This is a genomic window from Actinomycetes bacterium (assembly GCA_036000965.1).
Classification (GTDB): Bacteria; Actinomycetota; CALGFH01; order CALGFH01; family CALGFH01; genus DASYUT01.
This window is the reverse complement of the sequence record DASYUT010000339.1, coordinates 1-17,136: the sequence shown is the minus strand read 5'-3', so window position 1 is coordinate 17,136 and position 17,136 is coordinate 1. Positions and strand designations below refer to the sequence as shown.

The 17,136-nt window shown below is 75.1% G+C and carries 12 protein-coding genes; 6 read left to right on the top strand and 6 right to left on the bottom strand.

The window, feature by feature from the left end; genetic code table 11:
• From VG276_30425 to VG276_30400, 6 genes are all read right to left on the bottom strand, one after another.
• Nucleotides 1-619, bottom strand: a 619-nt coding sequence (locus VG276_30425; GenBank protein HEV8653600.1) for a hypothetical protein, incomplete at its 3' end; no start/stop codon positions are given.
• A gap of 8 nt (nt 620-627) precedes the next feature.
• Complete coding sequence (locus VG276_30420) at nt 628-2,103, bottom strand: phosphotransferase (GenBank protein HEV8653599.1); 1,476 nt, start codon at nt 2,101-2,103, stop codon at nt 628-630.
• On the bottom strand, nt 2,100-5,969 hold the full coding sequence (locus tag VG276_30415; GenBank protein HEV8653598.1) for an ABC transporter transmembrane domain-containing protein: 3,870 nt from the start codon (nt 5,967-5,969) through the stop codon (nt 2,100-2,102). The genes VG276_30420 and VG276_30415 overlap by 4 nt, the downstream gene beginning before the upstream one ends.
• Nucleotides 5,966-7,297 (bottom strand): phosphotransferase, encoded by a 1,332-nt coding sequence (locus VG276_30410; protein ID HEV8653597.1) that lies wholly within the window; start codon nt 7,295-7,297, stop codon nt 5,966-5,968. The genes VG276_30415 and VG276_30410 overlap by 4 nt, the downstream gene beginning before the upstream one ends.
• Before the next feature lie 94 nt (nt 7,298-7,391).
• Entirely contained in the window at nt 7,392-8,678 is a 1,287-nt protein-coding gene (locus VG276_30405) for a glycosyltransferase (protein ID HEV8653596.1), read from the bottom strand.
• A gap of 5 nt (nt 8,679-8,683) precedes the next feature.
• Nucleotides 8,684-9,805: an aminoglycoside phosphotransferase family protein gene (locus tag VG276_30400; GenBank protein ID HEV8653595.1), complete on the bottom strand. Its 1,122-nt coding sequence runs from the start codon at nt 9,803-9,805 to the stop codon at nt 8,684-8,686.
• 108 nt (nt 9,806-9,913) lie between these two features.
• Here VG276_30400 and VG276_30395 point away from each other — a divergent pair, with 108 nt between their 5' ends.
• The 6 genes from VG276_30395 to VG276_30370 all read left to right on the top strand — a co-directional run bounded on the left by VG276_30395 (nt 9,914) and on the right by VG276_30370 (nt 16,984).
• A complete protein-coding gene (locus VG276_30395; protein ID HEV8653594.1) occupies nt 9,914-11,605 on the top strand; it encodes a protein kinase in 1,692 nt (563 codons plus the stop codon).
• 14 nt (nt 11,606-11,619) lie between these two features.
• A complete protein-coding gene (locus VG276_30390; GenBank protein ID HEV8653593.1) occupies nt 11,620-12,054 on the top strand; it encodes a DUF6529 family protein in 435 nt (144 codons plus the stop codon).
• A 4-nt stretch (nt 12,055-12,058) separates the two neighbouring features.
• A complete protein-coding gene (locus VG276_30385) occupies nt 12,059-13,210 on the top strand; it encodes a cupredoxin domain-containing protein (GenBank protein ID HEV8653592.1) in 1,152 nt (383 codons plus the stop codon).
• Entirely contained in the window at nt 13,210-14,484 is a 1,275-nt protein-coding gene (locus VG276_30380) for a glycosyltransferase (protein ID HEV8653591.1), read from the top strand. The genes VG276_30385 and VG276_30380 overlap by 1 nt, the downstream gene beginning before the upstream one ends.
• A 4-nt stretch (nt 14,485-14,488) precedes the next feature.
• Nucleotides 14,489-15,736, top strand: a complete 1,248-nt coding sequence (locus VG276_30375; protein ID HEV8653590.1) for a hypothetical protein — start codon at nt 14,489-14,491, stop codon at nt 15,734-15,736.
• Nucleotides 15,737-15,865: 129 nt separating this feature from the next.
• Nucleotides 15,866-16,984, top strand: a complete 1,119-nt coding sequence (locus tag VG276_30370) for a discoidin domain-containing protein (GenBank protein ID HEV8653589.1) — start codon at nt 15,866-15,868, stop codon at nt 16,982-16,984.
• Nucleotides 16,985-17,136 lie beyond the last annotated feature (152 nt).

Sequence of the window (17,136 nt, the reverse complement as noted above, 5' to 3'; positions counted from 1 at the left end):
GGTAGGTCTTGGCCACGACCACGTCCGGCCAGCTCGGATCGGCCGCGCCTTCCTCGTAGTCGAGCTGGTAGAGGATGGTGCAGCGGCTGCCCGGCTTGTAGCGCATCACCCTGGGGGTGCACGAGCGGATGCGCAGGTCCGCGTAGGCGGGGGTGGACCGGATGCTCGCCTCCAGCAGGGCGCGGGCCTGGTCGGGATCGGTCAGCCGGGGCAGCGCCGGCAGGCCCGGGTCGCCCTGCTCGGCCTCGAGCACCAGGCGGAGCTCGGGCAGGTGGGCGCGCCAGCCGTCGGTGCCGAGGGGCGGGCCGGCCGGCGGCCCGCCGGGCTCGGTCCCGGCCCGGTCCAGGTCAGGGATGTCGTCGCCCGGCGGCAGGAGCGTGCCCCGCACCCGTACGGCCTCGGGCGGGCCGCCGGCCGGCCCGTCGAGGGTCAGGTCGTAGATGGCGGTCCACGACCTTCCCTTGAGGCGCACGCGGTCCATCCGGCAGCCCAGCAACCGCCGCCTGCCGTCGCCCAGCTCGGGCACTGCCGACACGAGCGCGTCCGCGACCCGGTCGCCGTCGGTGACCGCGACCAGCCAGGGTGGGAGCTCGGCGAACCGTTCCAGGCCGTCGTCCACGGGCCCTCCTATCCTCTCGCGGCCAGCTCGGGCACGCGCTCGTCGAGCACGTCGACGACGTGCTCGAGCCGGCTGCGCTTCAGCTTCTGCCAGCTGTGGAACGCCAGGCGCAGCAGGCTCACCATCTCGTAGACCGCCGCGCGGTCCAGCAGCTCGGCCCGGTCCGCGCCTGCCGCCTCCGCGTAGGCGTCGAGGAAGCGGGCGCCGAGCTGACCGGCCAGGGACGCCCCGGGGCCCGGCCCGTCCGGGGTCCGGGCCTTGCGGGCGGCCACGGCCAGGTAGGCCAGGAACTGGCCAAGGTCCAGGGCGGGCTCGGCCTGGCAGACGGTATCGAAGTCGACCAGCCCGCTGCGGCGGCCGTCGAAGATGAGCTGGGTGTAGCTGAAGTCCCCGTGGGCGAAGCCGGGCGGCAGCGGGCCGGAGGCGGCGGCTCGCTCCTCGGCAAGGTCGAGCCAGGCGTCCAGCCGCTCCCCCAGCCTGGGGGAGACGCGGCGCACCAGGGAGAACCCGCTCCGCAGCCCGGCCGCCTCGTCGCCGAAGGTCCGGGCCCGGCCGAGCCCGATCCGCGAGGTGTGGAGCGTGGCCGCGATGCGCGCGCAGGACTCCACCGATTCCTCCAGGGTGAGGCCGCCGGGCGTCCCCCGGCTGGTCCCGTCCTGGATGCGGGCCTTGAGCAGCTGCGCCACCCGAGGCACGCCCGGGATGGCCTCGAACAGGGCGAGCTGGAGATCGGGCAGGAACCCGTAGCAGCGGGGGACGCCGAACCTGTACCCGTCCTGTTCGGCCAGCAGGCGCCGGAGCGCGCCGGTCACCGGCTCGGCCAGGGCGCCCCGGCCGTCGCCGGCCACCTTGCCGTACACCAGCACCCGGCGCCGGCCACCGTCGCCGGCCGTCCGGGCGTCGACGTGGTAGCGGAGCACGCACCGGTGCTGCCGGCCGTAGTGGCCGAGCTCGACCTGGCAGTCCTCCACGGCCAGGCCGTCCTCGCCGGTGGCGGGCAGCGCCCCGCCGAGCACGCCGAGCATGCGCCGGCGGTCGGTGGCGTCGACCAGCGTGGGCAGCTCCCCGTCGACTGGGAAGACCTGGACCGCCATGCGCAGCGGCTCGACGATCCCGACTGGTGTGGTGAACGGGTCGAGCTCCTCGCGCCCGCGTACCGACTCCGCCAGGGGCGCCAGACGCTCCTCCACGTAGCGGGCGCAGGCCTCGCGGTCGGCGAAGAGGCGCCCGGTCACCAGGACGGCCGAGGGTGGGTCGCCCTCGAGGTCGAGGCGGTAGCGGACCACGCAGCAGTCGCCGAGATAGGTTGCCTGCCCGGGGGTGCTGCAGGCGATGGCCGGTCTGGGGTGCAGTACGGCCTCGAGGTGGCCGCGGATCGCGTCGCCGTCCAGGGCAGTCCTCAGGCCGGGCAGCTCGGCGTCGAGCAGCGGGCTGCGCAGCGGGTCCAGCCCGTCCCCGAGCGCCACCCGGGCCGCCGTGCTCATGGGCGGACCCGTGGCCCGGCCGGGTGGCGCCGCTCGACGACGCCAAGGACGTTCTCCAGGCGGGCCACCTTGAGCTGCCGCCAGCTGCGCAGGGCCATGCGCACGAGGCTGACGGTCTCGTACGCGCGCACCCGCCGGCGCAGGGCCTCGAAGTCCTCGGTGCCGGCGGCTTTCGCGTAGACCCGCAGGAACGCCTCGGCCAGCTCCTCGCCGAGCTCGTCCGGCGCCTGGCTCGCCTGTACCCGTTGCGCCTTGCTCACCAGCACGCGCAGGTAGGCGACGAACTGGCCGAGGTCGAGGGCGGGCTCGGCCTGGCAGACCGTGTCGAAGTCGATCAGCCCGGTCACCGGCCCACCGAACATCACCTGGGAGGGAGTGTAGTCGCCGTGGCCGAAGCAGAGGAGCAGGGCCTCGGCCTCGGCGGCCGCCTCCTCGGCGCGGTCCAGGTGCTCGCGGAGCATCGTGCCGAGGGGCGGGCAGAACCGGTCGAACGCCGCCATGTCGCGCCGGAGGGTGGCCAGCTCGCTCTCCAGGGTCCGTGCCTCGCCGAGCACGATGCCGCTGGAGTGCAGGTTGGCCGCGACGCGGCCACAGGCGTCCAGGGCGCGCTCGAGGGTCAGCCCGTCGGGGCCCTGCGCGTGCCCGCCAGCGACCCTGGCCCGGATCAGCGACGCCGTCTGGGGCGAGCCCGGGATGGCCTCGAGCAGCGACAGGTGGAGGTCGGCCCGGCTCCCCTGGAAGCGGGGGACCGCGAAGCGGTACCCGCGGCCGTCGAGCACGTGGTCGCGGAGCGCGGCCACCACCGGACCGGTCAGCGCGCCGTGGCCGTCCCGGTGGACCTTGCCGTAGACCACCCGCCGGGTCGCCTGCTGGGTGCCGGTGTGCCGCCCGGTGAGCTCGTAGCGGAGCACGCAGCGGTCGCGGCGGGCGTACTGGACCAGCTTCACCTGGCAGCTCTCGATGGCCAGGTGCCCGGCCACCGCGTCGGGCAGCGTCTCGCCGAGGACCGTGATCATCCGCCGGGCGTCGGTCGCCTCGAGCAGCGTGGGGAGGTCGCCGTCGACCGGGTAGGCGTGCAGTGCGAGCCGGAGCGGCTCCACGACGGCCACCGGGCGGACGAACGGGGCCAGCTCCTCGCGCCCGGAGGCCCGCCGGGCGAGCGGCTCCAGCCGGTCGCGCAGGAACGCGTCGCTCTCCCCGCCGGGGAAGACCCGGCCCCCGACCAGATGCTCGGCCGTCCGCCCGCTGGCCGTGTCCCGCAGCTCGACCCGGTAGCGCAGCACGCAGCCCTCGCCCGGGACGTAGAGGGCCTTGCCGGGCGCGCAGCGCTCGACGACCCAGCCGCCGGCGAGCAGCTTCTGCAGCAACGGCGTCATGACTTCGGGGTCGAGCGCCTCCCCGAGCCGGGGCAGCTCGTGGCGGAACGACGGGCTGCGGAGCAGGTCGAGCATGGGCCCGGTCCAGGACGGCGTCGCCGCCTGGGTGGTGCCGTCGCCGGCCAGCCGGGGCGGCCCGCCCTGCCCAGGCCGCCCGTCCGGCGGGGCAGGCTCGCGCGGCGAGGCAGGCTCACGCGACCACGCAGGTCCGCGTGGCTGGGCAGATCCGCCCGGGGGGGCAAGTCCGCCCGGCGGGGCAAGTCCGCCCGACGGGGGCGGCTCCGGGCCTGGCCTGTTCACCGGCTCCTGGCGCGGGGGCAGCTGGATGGCCCTGCCTGCGAGCAGGCGGAAGGCCTCCGGGGTGGCCGGGAGCGGGAGCGCTTGCATCAGCGCCGTCTCGAACACCTTGCGGCTTACCGGCGGCGGCTCGCCGTCACCCTCCGGGTCCAGCGCCGGCATCTGCGGTGGCGCCGCGACTGCCGCGGGCACGGGCTCTGCCGCCCCGGCAGCACGGTCGACCGCGGCCTCGCCGAACTGCCTGGCGTAGAGGTCGGCGTAGAGTCCTCCCTGCTCGAGGAGCGCGCGGTGGGTGCCCTGCTGGGCGACGCGCCCGCCGGAGATCACCAGGATGCGGTCGGCGGAGCGGATCAGGTTGAGGTCGTGGGAGATGACCACGGTGGTCTTGCCCCGGAGCAAGGTCCTGAGGGCGTCGAGCACGAGCTGGGTCGACTCGGCGTCGAGTCCCGTGGTGGGCTCGTCGAGGACGAGGACCGGGGTGTCGCGGATGAAGGCGCGGGCGATGGCGATCCGCTGCCGCTGCCCGCCCGACAGGTTGGCCGCCCGCTCGTTGAGCTCGGTGTCGTAGCCCTCGGGAAGCTGCTGGATGAACTCGTGGGCGTTGGCCCGCTTGGCCGCGGCGACGACCTCCTCCCTGGTCGCGTCCGCCCGGCCGTAGCCGATGTTGTCGGCCACCGTGCCGCTGAACAGCACGGTCTCCTGCAGGACCATGCTGATCTGGGCCCGGAGCGACTCCAGGGTGTAGTCGCGCAGGTCGTGGCCGTCGAGCAGGACGTGGCCGGCGTGGGGGTCGTAGAGCCGGGGCACGAGCTGGGCCACGGTGCTCTTGCCGGCCCCGCTGTGGCCGACCAGCGCCAGCGTCTGGCCGGGAGCCGCGATGAAGCTCATGCGGTCGAGCGCGAGCCGCAGCGGGCCCGCGCCGTCGCCCGCCCCGGCTCCGGGCTCCGGGTCGGCCTGGTAGGCGAAACTCACGTCGCGGAACTCGAGGTGCCCGACGAAGCGGGGCGCCTCCACCGCGCCGGGCTCGTCGCGGACCGTCGGCTCACGGTCCAGGAGCTCGCCGATGCGCTCGACGCTCGCATAGATCTTGCCGATGGTGTTCCACTCTTTGATGATCCGCCGGGTCGGCTTGAACATGTTCTGGATGAGGTAGATGAACATGACCAGGAGCCCGACGGTGAGCGCCTTCCGGTCGAGCAGCCACAGCCCCAGCCAGACGATCGCCGCGACGCACAGCGCCTCGAGCACGCTGACCACCCAGCTGAACTTCGCCTCGAGCCCGGCGGCGTCCAGGGCCGCCCGCATCGCCGCCTTGCTCTGCGAGGCGAACCGCTTCTCCTCGTCGCCGCTGCGCCCGTAGATCTGGATGACCCCGATCGAGGTCAGCATCTCCTGGGCCGTCGAGGCCAGGTCGCCCTCGCGCGCCCGCTGGCGCTTGGCCGTCGCCTTGATCCGCTTGGCGAAATAGCTCGACACCAGCGACAGCAGCGGCACGATCGCCAGGGCCACCAGTGTGACCTGCCAGGACTTGTACAGCAGGAAGGCGAGGGTCCCGACCAGCACGAGGATGCTGCCGGCGATGTCGCTCACCGACTTGACGACGAACTCCTCGAGGGCGGTCACGTCGCTCGTCACCCTGGTGAGCACGTCCCCGGTCCGGCGTCGGTTGTGGAAGGCGAGCGACAGCTTCTGGAGATGGTTGTAGAGGGTGACCCGCAGGTTGTAGCCGAGCGTGCGCCCGCCTCTGGCCAGCTGGATCTCGGCCAGGGAGTCGGCCAGGCTGTTGACCGCGGCGATCGCCACGATGGCGGCGGTCAGCACGGCCACGGTGCCGTAGCGGCTGGGCGCGAACGACAGCAGCTTGCCCTTGCCGGTCAGGAAGTCGATCAGGTAGGCGATCGGGTACGACTCGAACACCGCCGCGCCCGCCTCGAAGGCGAGCAGGACGAAGGCGAGCACGTAGACGCGCCGCTGGCCAGCCGTGAACCGCCGGAGCAGGCGCGCGACACGCCGGGCGTCGCCCACGCCGCTCCCGGCCGCCGCCTTGGCTGCCTTGCGGGCTCGCCTGCCCTTCACGGTGTCAGCCTGCCCGCTCGCGGCCGCTGCCTTGGCTGCTTTGCGGGCTCGTCTGCCCTTCACGGCGCCGGCCTGCCCGCTCCCGGCCGCCTCCTTGCGGGCTTGCTTGGTCTTCATGGTGCCAGCCCCTCTGCGCCGGCCAGCCGCTGGCGGGCCGCGCCGGCGAGCGCCGCCGGCATGGGGGAGCGGGGGCTGCGGGCGAAGGCACGCAGCGCCTTGCGGAGCAGGGCGGCCGTCTCGTGCCAGGCCACCCGCTGGCGCAGCCCGGCGCCGGGCCCGCCCCGGGCCTCGTACTCGTCCACGAACGCCTCCCCGAGCTCGGCCAGCCAGCGGGAGCGGCGCGCCGACTCCGCCGACCCGCGCGCCTTCAGCTCCTGCCAGACCGCCAGCTGGGTGAGGCTGGCGGTGAAGTTGCCCACGTCCGAGGCGGGGTCGGCCATGCCGCAGTGGTCGAAGTCCAGCAGTGCCGCCGGCCCGTTCCCGACCAGGAACTGGCTCGGCTTGCAGTCACCGTGGACGAGGGTGGTCACCGTCGGGAGTCGCCCCTGGACGCTGGCGAGCTCGGCGCCCACCTGGCTGATCCGCGCCGTCAGCTGGGGGTCGACACCGGCCGCGCCGCCCGCCCGTTTGACCATCCGCCGCACGTCACCCCCTGCCGGCCGCGTTCGCCCAGTCGACAGCCCGGCGGTGTGGAGCGCGGCCAGCGCGCCGGCCGCGGTCAGCAGGCCCCGCACCCCCCGGGGTTCCGGGGACGTGGCTGCACCCTCGAGCGGTCCGATCAGACCGTCGAGCGGCATGCCGGTCACCGGCTCCTGCACGACCATCGGCACCTCCGGGAGGAAGGCGCTGGCCGCCGCTACCCGGAGCCGGCCAGCCCGCACGGGTTCCGCCTCGGCGAGCAGGCGCATCTCCTGCCAGACCGATGCCGCCTTGTTTGCATCGTGGTACACCTTTGCGAACAGTGTGCTTCGTATGATGTCCCCTCCAGAGGCGCGAATCCAGGTTTCGATACGCAGCGTGCAGCGGCGTAGGGGCCGGTAGCGGAGGGGCGTCGCGCGGCAGCGCACCACCCGGCCGGCGTCGCGGCAGGCCGGCAGGGCCGCCTCCAGGGCGTCCGCGAGCACCTCCGGGTCGAGCAGCGAGGCCAGGTTGGGCATGGCCGGGTCGTCGGGGAACACCCAGGCCCGCAGCCCGAGGGACGCGACCAGCAGCCCGGCCCGGGGCTCGTCCCCCGCGTCCCCGGCCGCGTCCTCTTCGGCCCGCGTGCCCACCACCATGCGGTCGCCAAGCTCGTACAGCACGGTGGAGGCGCCGCCGGCCTCGTACTTGGCGTCGAGGATGGCGACCGGAAGCGGCCCGGCCGGCCCGCCCAGGGCCGCCTGGAGGGCCGGCCCGGCCCGCCGCGGGTCCAGGGCCAGCTCCAGCCATCGCTCCAGCCCGCTCATCGGCGCTCCTCCCCGGCACCCGCCGCCCGGGGTGCGCCCGCCCGCCGCAGGCGCTCCTCCCCGGCACCCGCCGCCCGGGGTGCGCCCGCCCGCCTCACGTGGTCCTCCGGGGCTCGGCGTCGAACAGGGCGGCCAGCGCGTCCGCGCCGGCGCGGGCGTCGAAGCGCTCCACCACGGTGCGCCGGGCCGCCACGCCGAGCCGGCCGCGCAGGCGCTCGTCGCCGAGGAGGGCGGCGAGGTGGGCGGCGACGGCGCGGGTGTCGTGGGGGTCGGCGAGCAGGCCGTTGACCCCGTGCTCGACGATCTCGTCGATCCCGCCGACCGCGGTGGCCACCACAGGCAGCCCGCAGGCCATCGCCTCCATGACCACGTTGGGGATCCCGTCCCGGTCGCCGTCGGCGGTGACGAACGGGGTGAGCGCGAACACGTCGGCCCGCTGCAGCTCGGGCAGGAGCTGGCGGCGGGTGCGGGGGCCGGCGAGCGACACCGCGCCGGCCAGGCTCGGGGGGCGGCCGACCGCCGCGGCGAGGTCGTCGCGGAGCGGGCCGTCACCGTAGAGGGTGCAGTGGAACGTGTGGCCGCCGTCCCGCAGCAGCCGGCAGGCCTCCACCAGGTCGGGGAAGCCCTTCTTCTCCACCAGCCGGCCGATGGAGACGATCCGCGGCGGGCCCGGCTCCCGGCCCGCCCCGGCCGGCCGGGGCCGGAACGCATCCACGTCGACGCCGTGGTGGACGAGGCGGACGCGCCCCCGCAGGCGCTCGGGCAGCGCGCGCATGATGCGCTCGGCCCCGGCCCTGCTGCAGGTCACCGTGGCCGTGGCCGAGGCCACCCGCTGGGCCAGGGCGGCGTCCGGCACCTGGTGCAGGTCCCTGGCGTGGGCCGTGAAGCTCCAGGGGATGCCGGCCAGCCGGTGGGCGAGGAGGGCGACCAGGGCCGGGTCGTGGGCGAAGTGGGCGTGCAGGTGGGCGCTGGCGTCCGCGCGGCCACGCTCGCTGCGGAGCAGCCGGGCCAGGCGCACCGCGAAGGTGAGGCAGCGGGTGCGCGAGGCCGAGTGGTAGCCCCGGTCGGACTCGGGGTGGCGGACCACGAACCACGCCGCCCGCGCGTAGCGGCCCGGCGAGGCGAGGGCGACGCGCAGGTGGTCGGTGAGCGCCCCAGCCCCGTCGAGGTAGCTGACCGGCGCGCAGACCCGGGCCAGGTCGGGCTGGGCCAGGGGCTCGCGCGGGTCGGTCAGGGCGAACAGGCGGACCGGGAAGCCGAGCCGCTCCAGCGCGAGGACCTCGTCGAGCACGAAGGTCTGGGACAGGCGGGGCCAGCTCCGCACGAGGTAGGCGAGCCCGGGCCTGGCGTGCTCGCGCTCGCGGGTGGTGGCGGCGGTCAAGGCGGTCAGCCCTCGCTCGGCTCTGGGAGCCCGGAGCGGTAGGCCCGGGCCTGGTCGAGCATCACCCGGACCTGGTGGTGCCGCTCCTCGCCGTCAGGCCGCGGGCGCACCCCGCGGACCGTGCAGAGCTGCTTGGCGATCTTGAGGCAGGTGTAGGTGGCGAACCAGGAGAAGCGCTCGTCCCGCGCTGCCTGGCCGCCGTCGTAGGCACGCAGGAAGGAGCGTTCCAGGCCGGCGAAGCCGGCCGGGTCGCCCGAGGTGCGGACGCCCAGCAGTCGCAGGTGGGCGCAGAAGTGGGCCACGTCGTACATCGGGTCGCCGAGGCGCACCTCGTCGAAGTCGATCACCCGCAGCCCCCCGTCGATGATGACGTGCTTGTAGTGGAAGTCCTTGTGGATCGGGGTGTCGGTGCGGAACCGGGAGCGGGTGGCCGCCACGCGGAGGGCGCCGGCCAGGCGCGCCGCCCTGGCCGCCTCGTCCGGGTAGGCCTGGCCGACCAGGGCGGCCCAGGCCTCGACGTTCACCAGCTCGGTGCTGACGTGGAGGCGGCGGTCGAGCGGCAGCCGGGCGTCGTGCAGGGCACGCAGCCATGCCGCGGTCAGCTCGATCGCCCTCGCACCGCCGCCGCCGGACAGCACCTCGTCCAGGGGCTCGCCCTCGACGGGCATGTAGACCAGCATGGACAGCTCGGGGACGCAGCCGAGCGGGCGGGGCACGCCGAGCCCGTCGGTGCCGGCGAACACCTCGCCCCACAGGGCCTGCAGGACGCCCTCGACCCGCTGGGCCTGGACCAGCTGCGGGTACAGCTTGCCCAGGACGACCGTGCGGGCGTCGCCGATCCCGTCGACCTCGTAGCGGACCGTCCCCCGGTTGCCCTGCTTGTAGGCGAGCAGCTTGGCGTAGGTCACCGTGGGCCGCGACGCGGACTGGGCCAGCGGGGCCAGCAGCGGGCCGAGGTTGGCCGACATCCGGCCGACGTTGAGCGCCACCTGCAGGATCGGCAACCCGGTGGCGAGGAACTCGCCCGGGTGGTTGCCGACACTGGTCGAAGTCATCACCTGCGCGATGCCTGTCTCGCGCACCGGCGGACCCAGGGGCGGGGCCGCCGGTGGGAGATCGTCTGGCATCCAGCCCCACCTCCCCCTTCCGAGGGACACTTGGCGATACTAACATCCACGCACACGCCTCCCAGAGGACGGCGTGGCTGCTCAGGGTGGGTCCTGGGAAGGACGGTCATGGGCGATCTGGTCGGCCGGCGGCTTGGCCAGTATGAGCTTCGCGGGGTCATCCAGCGAGGCGGCATGTCCACGGTGTACAAGGCGTGGCAGCCGTCGCTGGACCGGTGGGTGGCGGTCAAGGTGCTCGCCCACCCGGGCGCCCCGGAGTTCCTGGCCCGGTTCAAGCGCGAGGCGCGCTCGATCGCCCAGCTCCAGCACCCCAACATCGTCCCGATCTACGACTACGGGGAGCAGGACGGGCAGCCGTACCTGGTGGTGCAGTACGTCGAGGACGGCCGCACCCTCTCCGACCTGCTCATCGCGCCGATCGAGCCGGTGCGGGCCATCGGGCTGGCCACCCACCTGCTCTCGGGACTCGGCTTCGCGCACGAGCGCGGCCTCGTCCACCGCGACGTCAAGCCCGGCAACGTCCTGATGCCCTCGCCGACCTGGCCGATGCTGGCCGACTTTGGCATCGCCAAGCTGCTGCTCGAGACCGACGGGGGCCAGCTGACCCAGCAGGGCCTGGTGGTCGGGACCGCCGCGTACATGGCGCCTGAGCAGGCGCACGGCCTGCCGGTGGACGCGCGCACCGACCTCTACGCGGTCGGGGTGGTGCTGTACGAGATGCTGACCGGCCGGGTGCCGTTCGACGCCGACTCGCCAGCGGCGGCGCTGATGCGGCAGGCTTACGAGCCTCCGCTCCCGCCGCGCAAGCTGAACCCCGACATGCCGGTGGAGCTCGAGCGGATCGTGCTCCGGGCGCTCGCCAAGCCGCCTGGGGACCGCTACGGGTCGGCGGCCGAGATGGTCGCGGCGCTGCAGGAGGCACTTGACGGGCTGCGGCCGCCGGCCCCGTCGGCGCAGGGCGACCCCCTGGCCGGCACGTACGCGGAGGGAGTGCGGGCGTTCTCCGGCGAGCACTGGGACGAGGCCGTCGAGCGCCTCAGCGGGCTGGCCGCCTACGATCCCGGCTACGAGGACGTCGAGGTCCTGCTGGACGCGGCGATCGAGGCACGGGACCGGGAGCGGTCCGGGGAGCGGACCGGCCCCTCGATGCCCGCTCCGCCCGCGCACGCGCCACCCGAGGACATCCCGGCAGCCCCGGCCGGGGAGGCGCCGGCAGCCCCCGCGCGGGAGGCGCCGGCCGGGGAGGCGCCGCCAGGCCCGGCGGGGGAGGCGCCGGCCGGTCCGGCGGGGGAGGCGCCGCCAGGCCCGGCGGGGGAGGCGCCGGGGTCCCCGCCGCCTGGAGCACCGCCGGCCGGAGCGGCAGACGCTGGTCCTGATGCCCCCCCACCCGCCGAAGCCGCCGCGCCGGCTCCCGGCACGGCGGCGCCGTCCGCGGGGCGGGCCCGGGCCCGCTGGGGGTGGCTCGCCGTGGTGGTCGGGCTGGCCGCGTTCGCGCTCGCCGGGCCGGTGGTGATCGCCGCGCGCCAGCTCGACCCGGTCCGCTCCGGTGCCGGCGCGGAGGCGACCGTGCGCATGTCCGAGCTCACCTTCCGTCCGGCAAGGCTCACGGTACGCAAGGGCGCCACGGTCGTGTTCACCAACGACGACGTGGCCCCGCACACGGTCACCTCCGAGTCCGCCGGGTTCAACTCCGGCATCCTGGCGCCCGGCAGGGTCTTCAGCCTGGCAGCCTCCAGCGGCTTCGAGTACCGCTGCACCATCCACCCGAGCATGACGGCGCGCGTCGCCGTGTCGACCTGAGAGGTGGCAGCGACGTGACCAACTTGCTCGACGACCTCACCGGAGGGAACCTGCTGCTGGTGAAGGTGCTGCTCACCTCGGCCGTGTTCACCTCGGCCGGCCTCCAGGTCTTCCTGGCCGCCCGGTTCTACGAGGCGAGCACCGTCCCGCCGGTCTCCGCCGGCACGGCGGCCCGGGTGCACCGCGTGAACGGCCGGGCCGCCCTCGCCCTGGCCGTGCTGGTCGGGTTCACCTGCCTGGCCGGGCCGGCCGGGCCGGTGTCGCCCACCCGCGTGCTGCTGCACTCGGCGTTCGGCAGCCTGGTGTTCGCCCTTCTCGCGCTCAAGTACGCCGTGCTCAAGCTCGTGCGGGGCGCCGACCGGTTCCTGCCCGCCATCGGGACAGGGCTGTTCCTGTCGTTCGCCGCCGTCTGGGCGACGAGCGTGGCCGACTACATCGTGGCCAGGTAGAGACGTGGGAGCGACCCGGTTGCTCTCCCTGCTGGCGCTGGCGGGCGCGCTGCTCCCGGTACCCGCCGTGGCCCGGCCGGGCCCTCCGGCCGTGACCGCGGCGCAGCCGAGGGCGTCCGCGGACGCCAAGATCGTGGACTTCGGCTTCGAGCCGGGTAAGCTCACCGTCGACGTGGGCACCACGGTCAAGTGGACCAACACCGGCGCCCGGCCGCACACTGCCACCGACCGGGGCGGCACCTTCGACACCAGGCCCATCGCTCCCAACGGGACGGCCTCGGTTGTATTCAGCACTCCCGGTGTCTACTCCTACTTCTGTCGGATCAACCCCAAGAAGATGAACGGGGTGGTGGTGGTGAGGCAGGGCGAGACGCGGGCCAGGGCGCTGCGGGTGCAGGCGCTCGACCCCAGCTTCGTCGGCGGCAGCGCCTTCAAGTTCGACCCGGCCTCGCTCACGGTGCCCACCGGCTCCACCATCTTGTTCGCCAACGTCGGCGGCAGGCCCCACACGCTCACCGCCGACGACAAGTCGTTCGACACCGGCGTGGTCAGCCCGGGCGCCGAGGGCGGCCGGTTCGCCGGCCACAACGCCACCATCACCCTGACCAGGCCGGGCAGGTTCGGCTTCCACTGCGAGATCCACCCCGATCGGATGGAGGGCGTCTTCAGGGTCGTCGGCGCCGCGGCCGAGGGGCCGCCGGTCGAGTCGGCCGGCCCCAGGCAGGTGAGCGTCGGCGTCGGAGAGTTCGCCTTCGACCCCGACGACGTCTCGGCGGCGCCGGGCGCGGCCCTGACCTTCGCCAACCGCGGCAAGGTCGCTCACACGGCCACGTTCGACGACCTGCCGCTCGACACCAACGTGATCCAGCCGGGCGCGTCCGCCAAGCTCAGCGCGCCCACCAAGCCCGGGAGCTACAGCTACAGGTGCAACATCCACCCGGGGAAGATGCGGGCCGTGCTGGTGGTGCTGGGCCCGGGCGTGGCCGACCCCACCAGACGGTCGCAGGTGGCGTCCGCGGTCTCGGTGACCGACGGCGGGCCGGGTGCCGGCGTCTCCGCCTTCGGGGTCGCGACGGCGGTGGCCGCCGCCTTCCTCGGCGGCTTCGGGCTCTCCGCGCTTGCGCTGCGAGGGCGGCGCAGGCCGAGGGAAGGGTGATGATCCGCGCGACGGGCGGCGAGCGCCCTCGCGTGATGCTCTACTCCCAGGACGGCTTCGGCCTTGGCCACCTGCGGCGCACCAGCTCCATCGCCGCCGCCCTGGCCGAGGCCCGCCCCGACGCCGCGGTGCTGACGGTGGCCGACTCGCCGCTCGGCCAGTTCTTCGGGACCGTGCCCCAGCAGGACTACGTCAAGCTGCCCTCGATCGTGAAGCTGGCCCCGGGCGACTGGCGGCCGGTCGGCCTGCCCCTGCGCTTCGCCCAGGTCCACGCCATGCGGCGGGACCTGCTGCGCGCCACCGCGCTGAGCTTCCGGCCCCACCTCCTGCTCGTCGACCACATGCCGCACGGGGCCATGGGCGAGCTGCGCTCCACCCTCAAGGCGCTGCGCCGCTCCGACGTCGGCACCCGGATCGTCCTCGGCCTGCGCGACATCCTCGACGCGCCCGAGGTCGTCCGGCGGAGGTGGGCGCTGGAAGCCGCCTACGACGCCCTCGAGCGGTACTACGACCTGGTGCTCGTCTACGGCCGGCAGGAGGTGTTCGACCTGGCCGAGCAGTACGGCTTCCCGCCCACCGTGGCCGAGCGCCTGCGCTACACCGGCTACGTCTGCGCCCCCGGCCAGGGCGGGGACGCCGCCGCGGTCAGGGCCGAGCGGACCAGCGGGGCCGGCCCCGGCCACGCGCTGGTGGTGGCAATGGCCGGTGGCGGGGCCGACGGCTACCCGATGCTGCGCGCGGTGCTCGACGCGCTGCCGGCCGTGCGGGCCGAGCACGCCTGCGCCGCGGCGCTGGTGGCCGGTCCGTTCCTGCCCGAGCCGTTCCTGGGCGAGCTGCGCGAGCGGGCCGGCCCGCATGCCACGGTCCTCGAGTCCGTGCGCGACCCGCTGAGCTACATGCGGGCGGCCGACGTGGTCGCGTCGATGGCCGGGTACTCCACGACCGTGGAGGTCCTGCGCTCGGGCACCCCGGCCGTGGTCATCCCCCGGCCCGGACCCAGCGCCGAGCAGCGGACCCGGGCCGGCCTGTTCGCCGACCGCGGCTGGGTCCGGACGGTCGACCCCGCCCACCTGAGCGGCGAGTCGGTGGCCTCGGCCCTGCTCGACAGCCTCGGCCGGGGTGCCAGCGGCGCCGTCGCACCGCCCCCGGAGCGGCCGCCCGTGGACGGGCTGGGCGTGGCCGTCGGTCACCTGCTCGCGCTGCTGGACGGGGGCGCGGCAGCCCAGGCGCCCGGCCCGCTGCTGCCCGTCGCCGGCGTCTCGCCCACGACCTGACGGCATGCCGGCCGCCCTGGACTTCGACCCGGCCCTCCCGGCGCTGCCGGCCGCGGTCCGCCCCGCCGAGGCGGCAGCGCTGCTCGCGGCGCGCGGGCACGAGGTCGGCGAGCTGCGGCGGCAGGACGTCAAGTACCTGCCGCTGACCCGCTGCGTCACCAGCTGGGCGGTCACGCTGGGGGAGGCTGGCGGGAGGGCGGAGCGGACCGTGGCCGCGGTCGTGGTCACCCCCGAGGGCGCGAGCCTGCGCTTCCCGGACGAGGACGAGGGGCTCCCGGGTCTGGCCGAGGCGCTCGACGCCCGGCGGATGCTGGCCCGCCTGGCGGAGCGGATGCTCGCGCCGGGGGGGCAGGTGCTCGCGCCGGGGGAGCGCGTGCTCGGCTGCGCCGCCACACCGGTCCGCTACAAGTTCGGCGCCCGCTGCACGATCCGCTACGACCTCCGCACCCACGCCGGGGTGCGCACCCTGTACGGCAAGCTCGTCGCGGGCGGGTGGGGAGCGCGGCCCGGGATCCTGGCTGCGCTGCGGCGGGCCGCGAGCGCCGATCCGGCGATGCCGGAGATCCTCCCGGTCGTGGCCCACTGGCCCGACCTGCGCCTGCTCGTGCAGCCCGCGGCCGAGCAGGCCACCGAGCTCAACCAGCGAGCCTTCGACCCGGCCGTGCCCGCCGCAGCCCGCGACGGCTGGCTGGCTGCGGCCGGCTGCCACCTCGCCGCCCTGCACGCCTGCCGCCTGCCCGGCGTGGCGTTGCCGGCGGCCGGCGCCGACCTGGACGAGCTGCGCGCCTGTGCCGCGCCCATGGCCCAGGCCGCCCCGGAGCTCGCGCGCCGCTACGAGTCGGTGATCGGCCTGCTCGACCGGCGCGCCGGCGCCGAGCCGCCGGAGCCGGCGGTCACCAGCCACGGGGCCTTCCGCACCGACCAGCTCCTGATCGCCGGCCAGCGCCAGGTCATGATCGACCTGGACACCGCGTGCCGTTCCGAGCCCGCCCGCGACCTCGGCAACCTGCTCGCCTACCTCGACTGGAAGGCGATCCGCCGGCCGGCGCTCCTCCCCCTGGCCGAGCGGGCCGGGCGCGTGCTGCTCCACGCGTACGCCGACGCGCGCCCCGCGCCCGCCGAGTCCCGGCTGGCCCTGCAGCGTGCCACCTCCCTGGCCAAGATCGCCGGGCGGCGCTACCGCAGCCTCACGGTGGAGGAGTGGCCGCTCGTCCCCCGCCTCCTCGACGCCGCCACGGCCCTCGCCTCCTGACGTAGCCCGCAGCGCTCGTGGCCACCGCCCCCAGGATGGGACAATGCAGGAACGGTCGGTGACAGCGCCGACTCGACCCGAGCTGGCCCCGGCCGACTTCGTCGACTGGCTGGCCGGATGGGTGGGAGCATGATCGTCTGCAGAGAGTGCGGCCACGAGAACGGCAACAACGACACGTTCTGCCAGAACCCGGACTGCCACGCGTTCCTCGAGTGGGTGGGGGAGTCCACACCCACCGGGCTGGACCGGAAGGTCCTCCCCGCCGACGACCCCGGCGGTGCCGTGGCCGACGGCGACGACTCCACGCCCTTCTACGCCTCGGCCGAGGAGCACAAGGGCGACCAGGCGGTGGCCAAGTCGGACGACGCCCAGTCCGAGCGACCGGTCGCCAGGCCCGAGCAGCACCAGCCGGTCGCCGCGCCCACGCGGCCGGCGGCCCGCCCGCCGGTGGCGCCGAGGACGCCGGCCCCGCCCGCGGGCCAGCCCCCGGCCCCGCCCGCGGGCCAGCCCCCGGCCCAGGAGCCAGCCGGGCCCCAGCGCCAGGCCGCCGCCGAGCCCCAACGCCAGGCCGCCGCCGGGCCCCAGCGCCAGGTCGCGGCCGGGCAGGCGCGCCCGTCCGGCCCGGTCTTCAAGCCCGGCAACCTGGCCGCCATCAGCCGCCCCCCCGACCAGGGCGAGCGCGGGCGTACGCTGCGCCGGCTCGCGGTCGTGCTGGTGGTCTTCGTGGTGCTGGCCGCCGGCATGATCGCCGGCGCCCGCCTGCTGCGGCCGGACCGGGGGGGCGGGACCGCGGCCACCACCACCGGCTCCGGCAGGGCCAAGACGTTCGCGGAGGTCCGGGGGGTCGAGGTAAAGGCGAGCAGCGAGTCCGGCTCGCGCAAGGCAGCGCTGCTGGTGGACGGCAAGCCGGGCACCTACTGGTCGCGGCTCCCGACCGACCAGTTCGCCACGCTCAGCTTCTCGTTCGCCGAGCCGGTGCGGCTCGGCCGGATCGCGATCGCGGCGGGCGCGTCCGGCGGCGAGTTCAAGCTGCGGCACCGGCCCAAGACCGTCGAGCTCGCCTTCTCCGACGGCACCACCCTGACCAAGACCCTCGCCGACCAGCCAGAGTTCCAGAACATCGACTTCCCGCCCCGGCCGGTGGAGCGGGTCACGATAAAGATCACCGAGGTCTTCCGGGCACCCAGGACCGGCCAGAACTACAGGCGCACCAGCATCGCTGAGGTTCGCTTCTACGGCGCCACCTAGCCCGGTCAGCTGGAGATCGAGCTTCGTTGGTGCTATCGACGCTTCGTTTGGTACTACGGGCTCGCCGCCCAGTGACCTGGCCAGGTCGAGTCCCGCTTGCCGCGGTGTGCCGGCGCTGGAACGACCAGGTTATCGGCCCGCAAGCCCTAACG

What these genes read in the sequence shown, in the direction of transcription:
- VG276_30420 (HEV8653599.1), bottom strand. Translation starts at nt 2,103, where the DNA reads ATGAGCACGGCGGCCCGGGTGGCGCTCGGGGACGGGCTGGACCCGCTG.
- VG276_30375 (HEV8653590.1), top strand. Translation starts at nt 14,489, where the DNA reads ATGCCGGCCGCCCTGGACTTCGACCCGGCCCTCCCGGCGCTGCCGGCC.
- VG276_30380 (HEV8653591.1), top strand. Translation starts at nt 13,210, where the DNA reads ATGATCCGCGCGACGGGCGGCGAGCGCCCTCGCGTGATGCTCTACTCC.
- VG276_30410 (HEV8653597.1), bottom strand. Translation starts at nt 7,297, where the DNA reads ATGAGCGGGCTGGAGCGATGGCTGGAGCTGGCCCTGGACCCGCGGCGG.
- VG276_30395 (HEV8653594.1), top strand. Translation starts at nt 9,914, where the DNA reads ATGGGCGATCTGGTCGGCCGGCGGCTTGGCCAGTATGAGCTTCGCGGG.
- VG276_30400 (HEV8653595.1), bottom strand. Translation starts at nt 9,805, where the DNA reads ATGCCAGACGATCTCCCACCGGCGGCCCCGCCCCTGGGTCCGCCGGTG.
- VG276_30415 (HEV8653598.1), bottom strand. Translation starts at nt 5,969, where the DNA reads ATGAAGACCAAGCAAGCCCGCAAGGAGGCGGCCGGGAGCGGGCAGGCC.
- VG276_30370 (HEV8653589.1), top strand. Translation starts at nt 15,866, where the DNA reads ATGATCGTCTGCAGAGAGTGCGGCCACGAGAACGGCAACAACGACACG.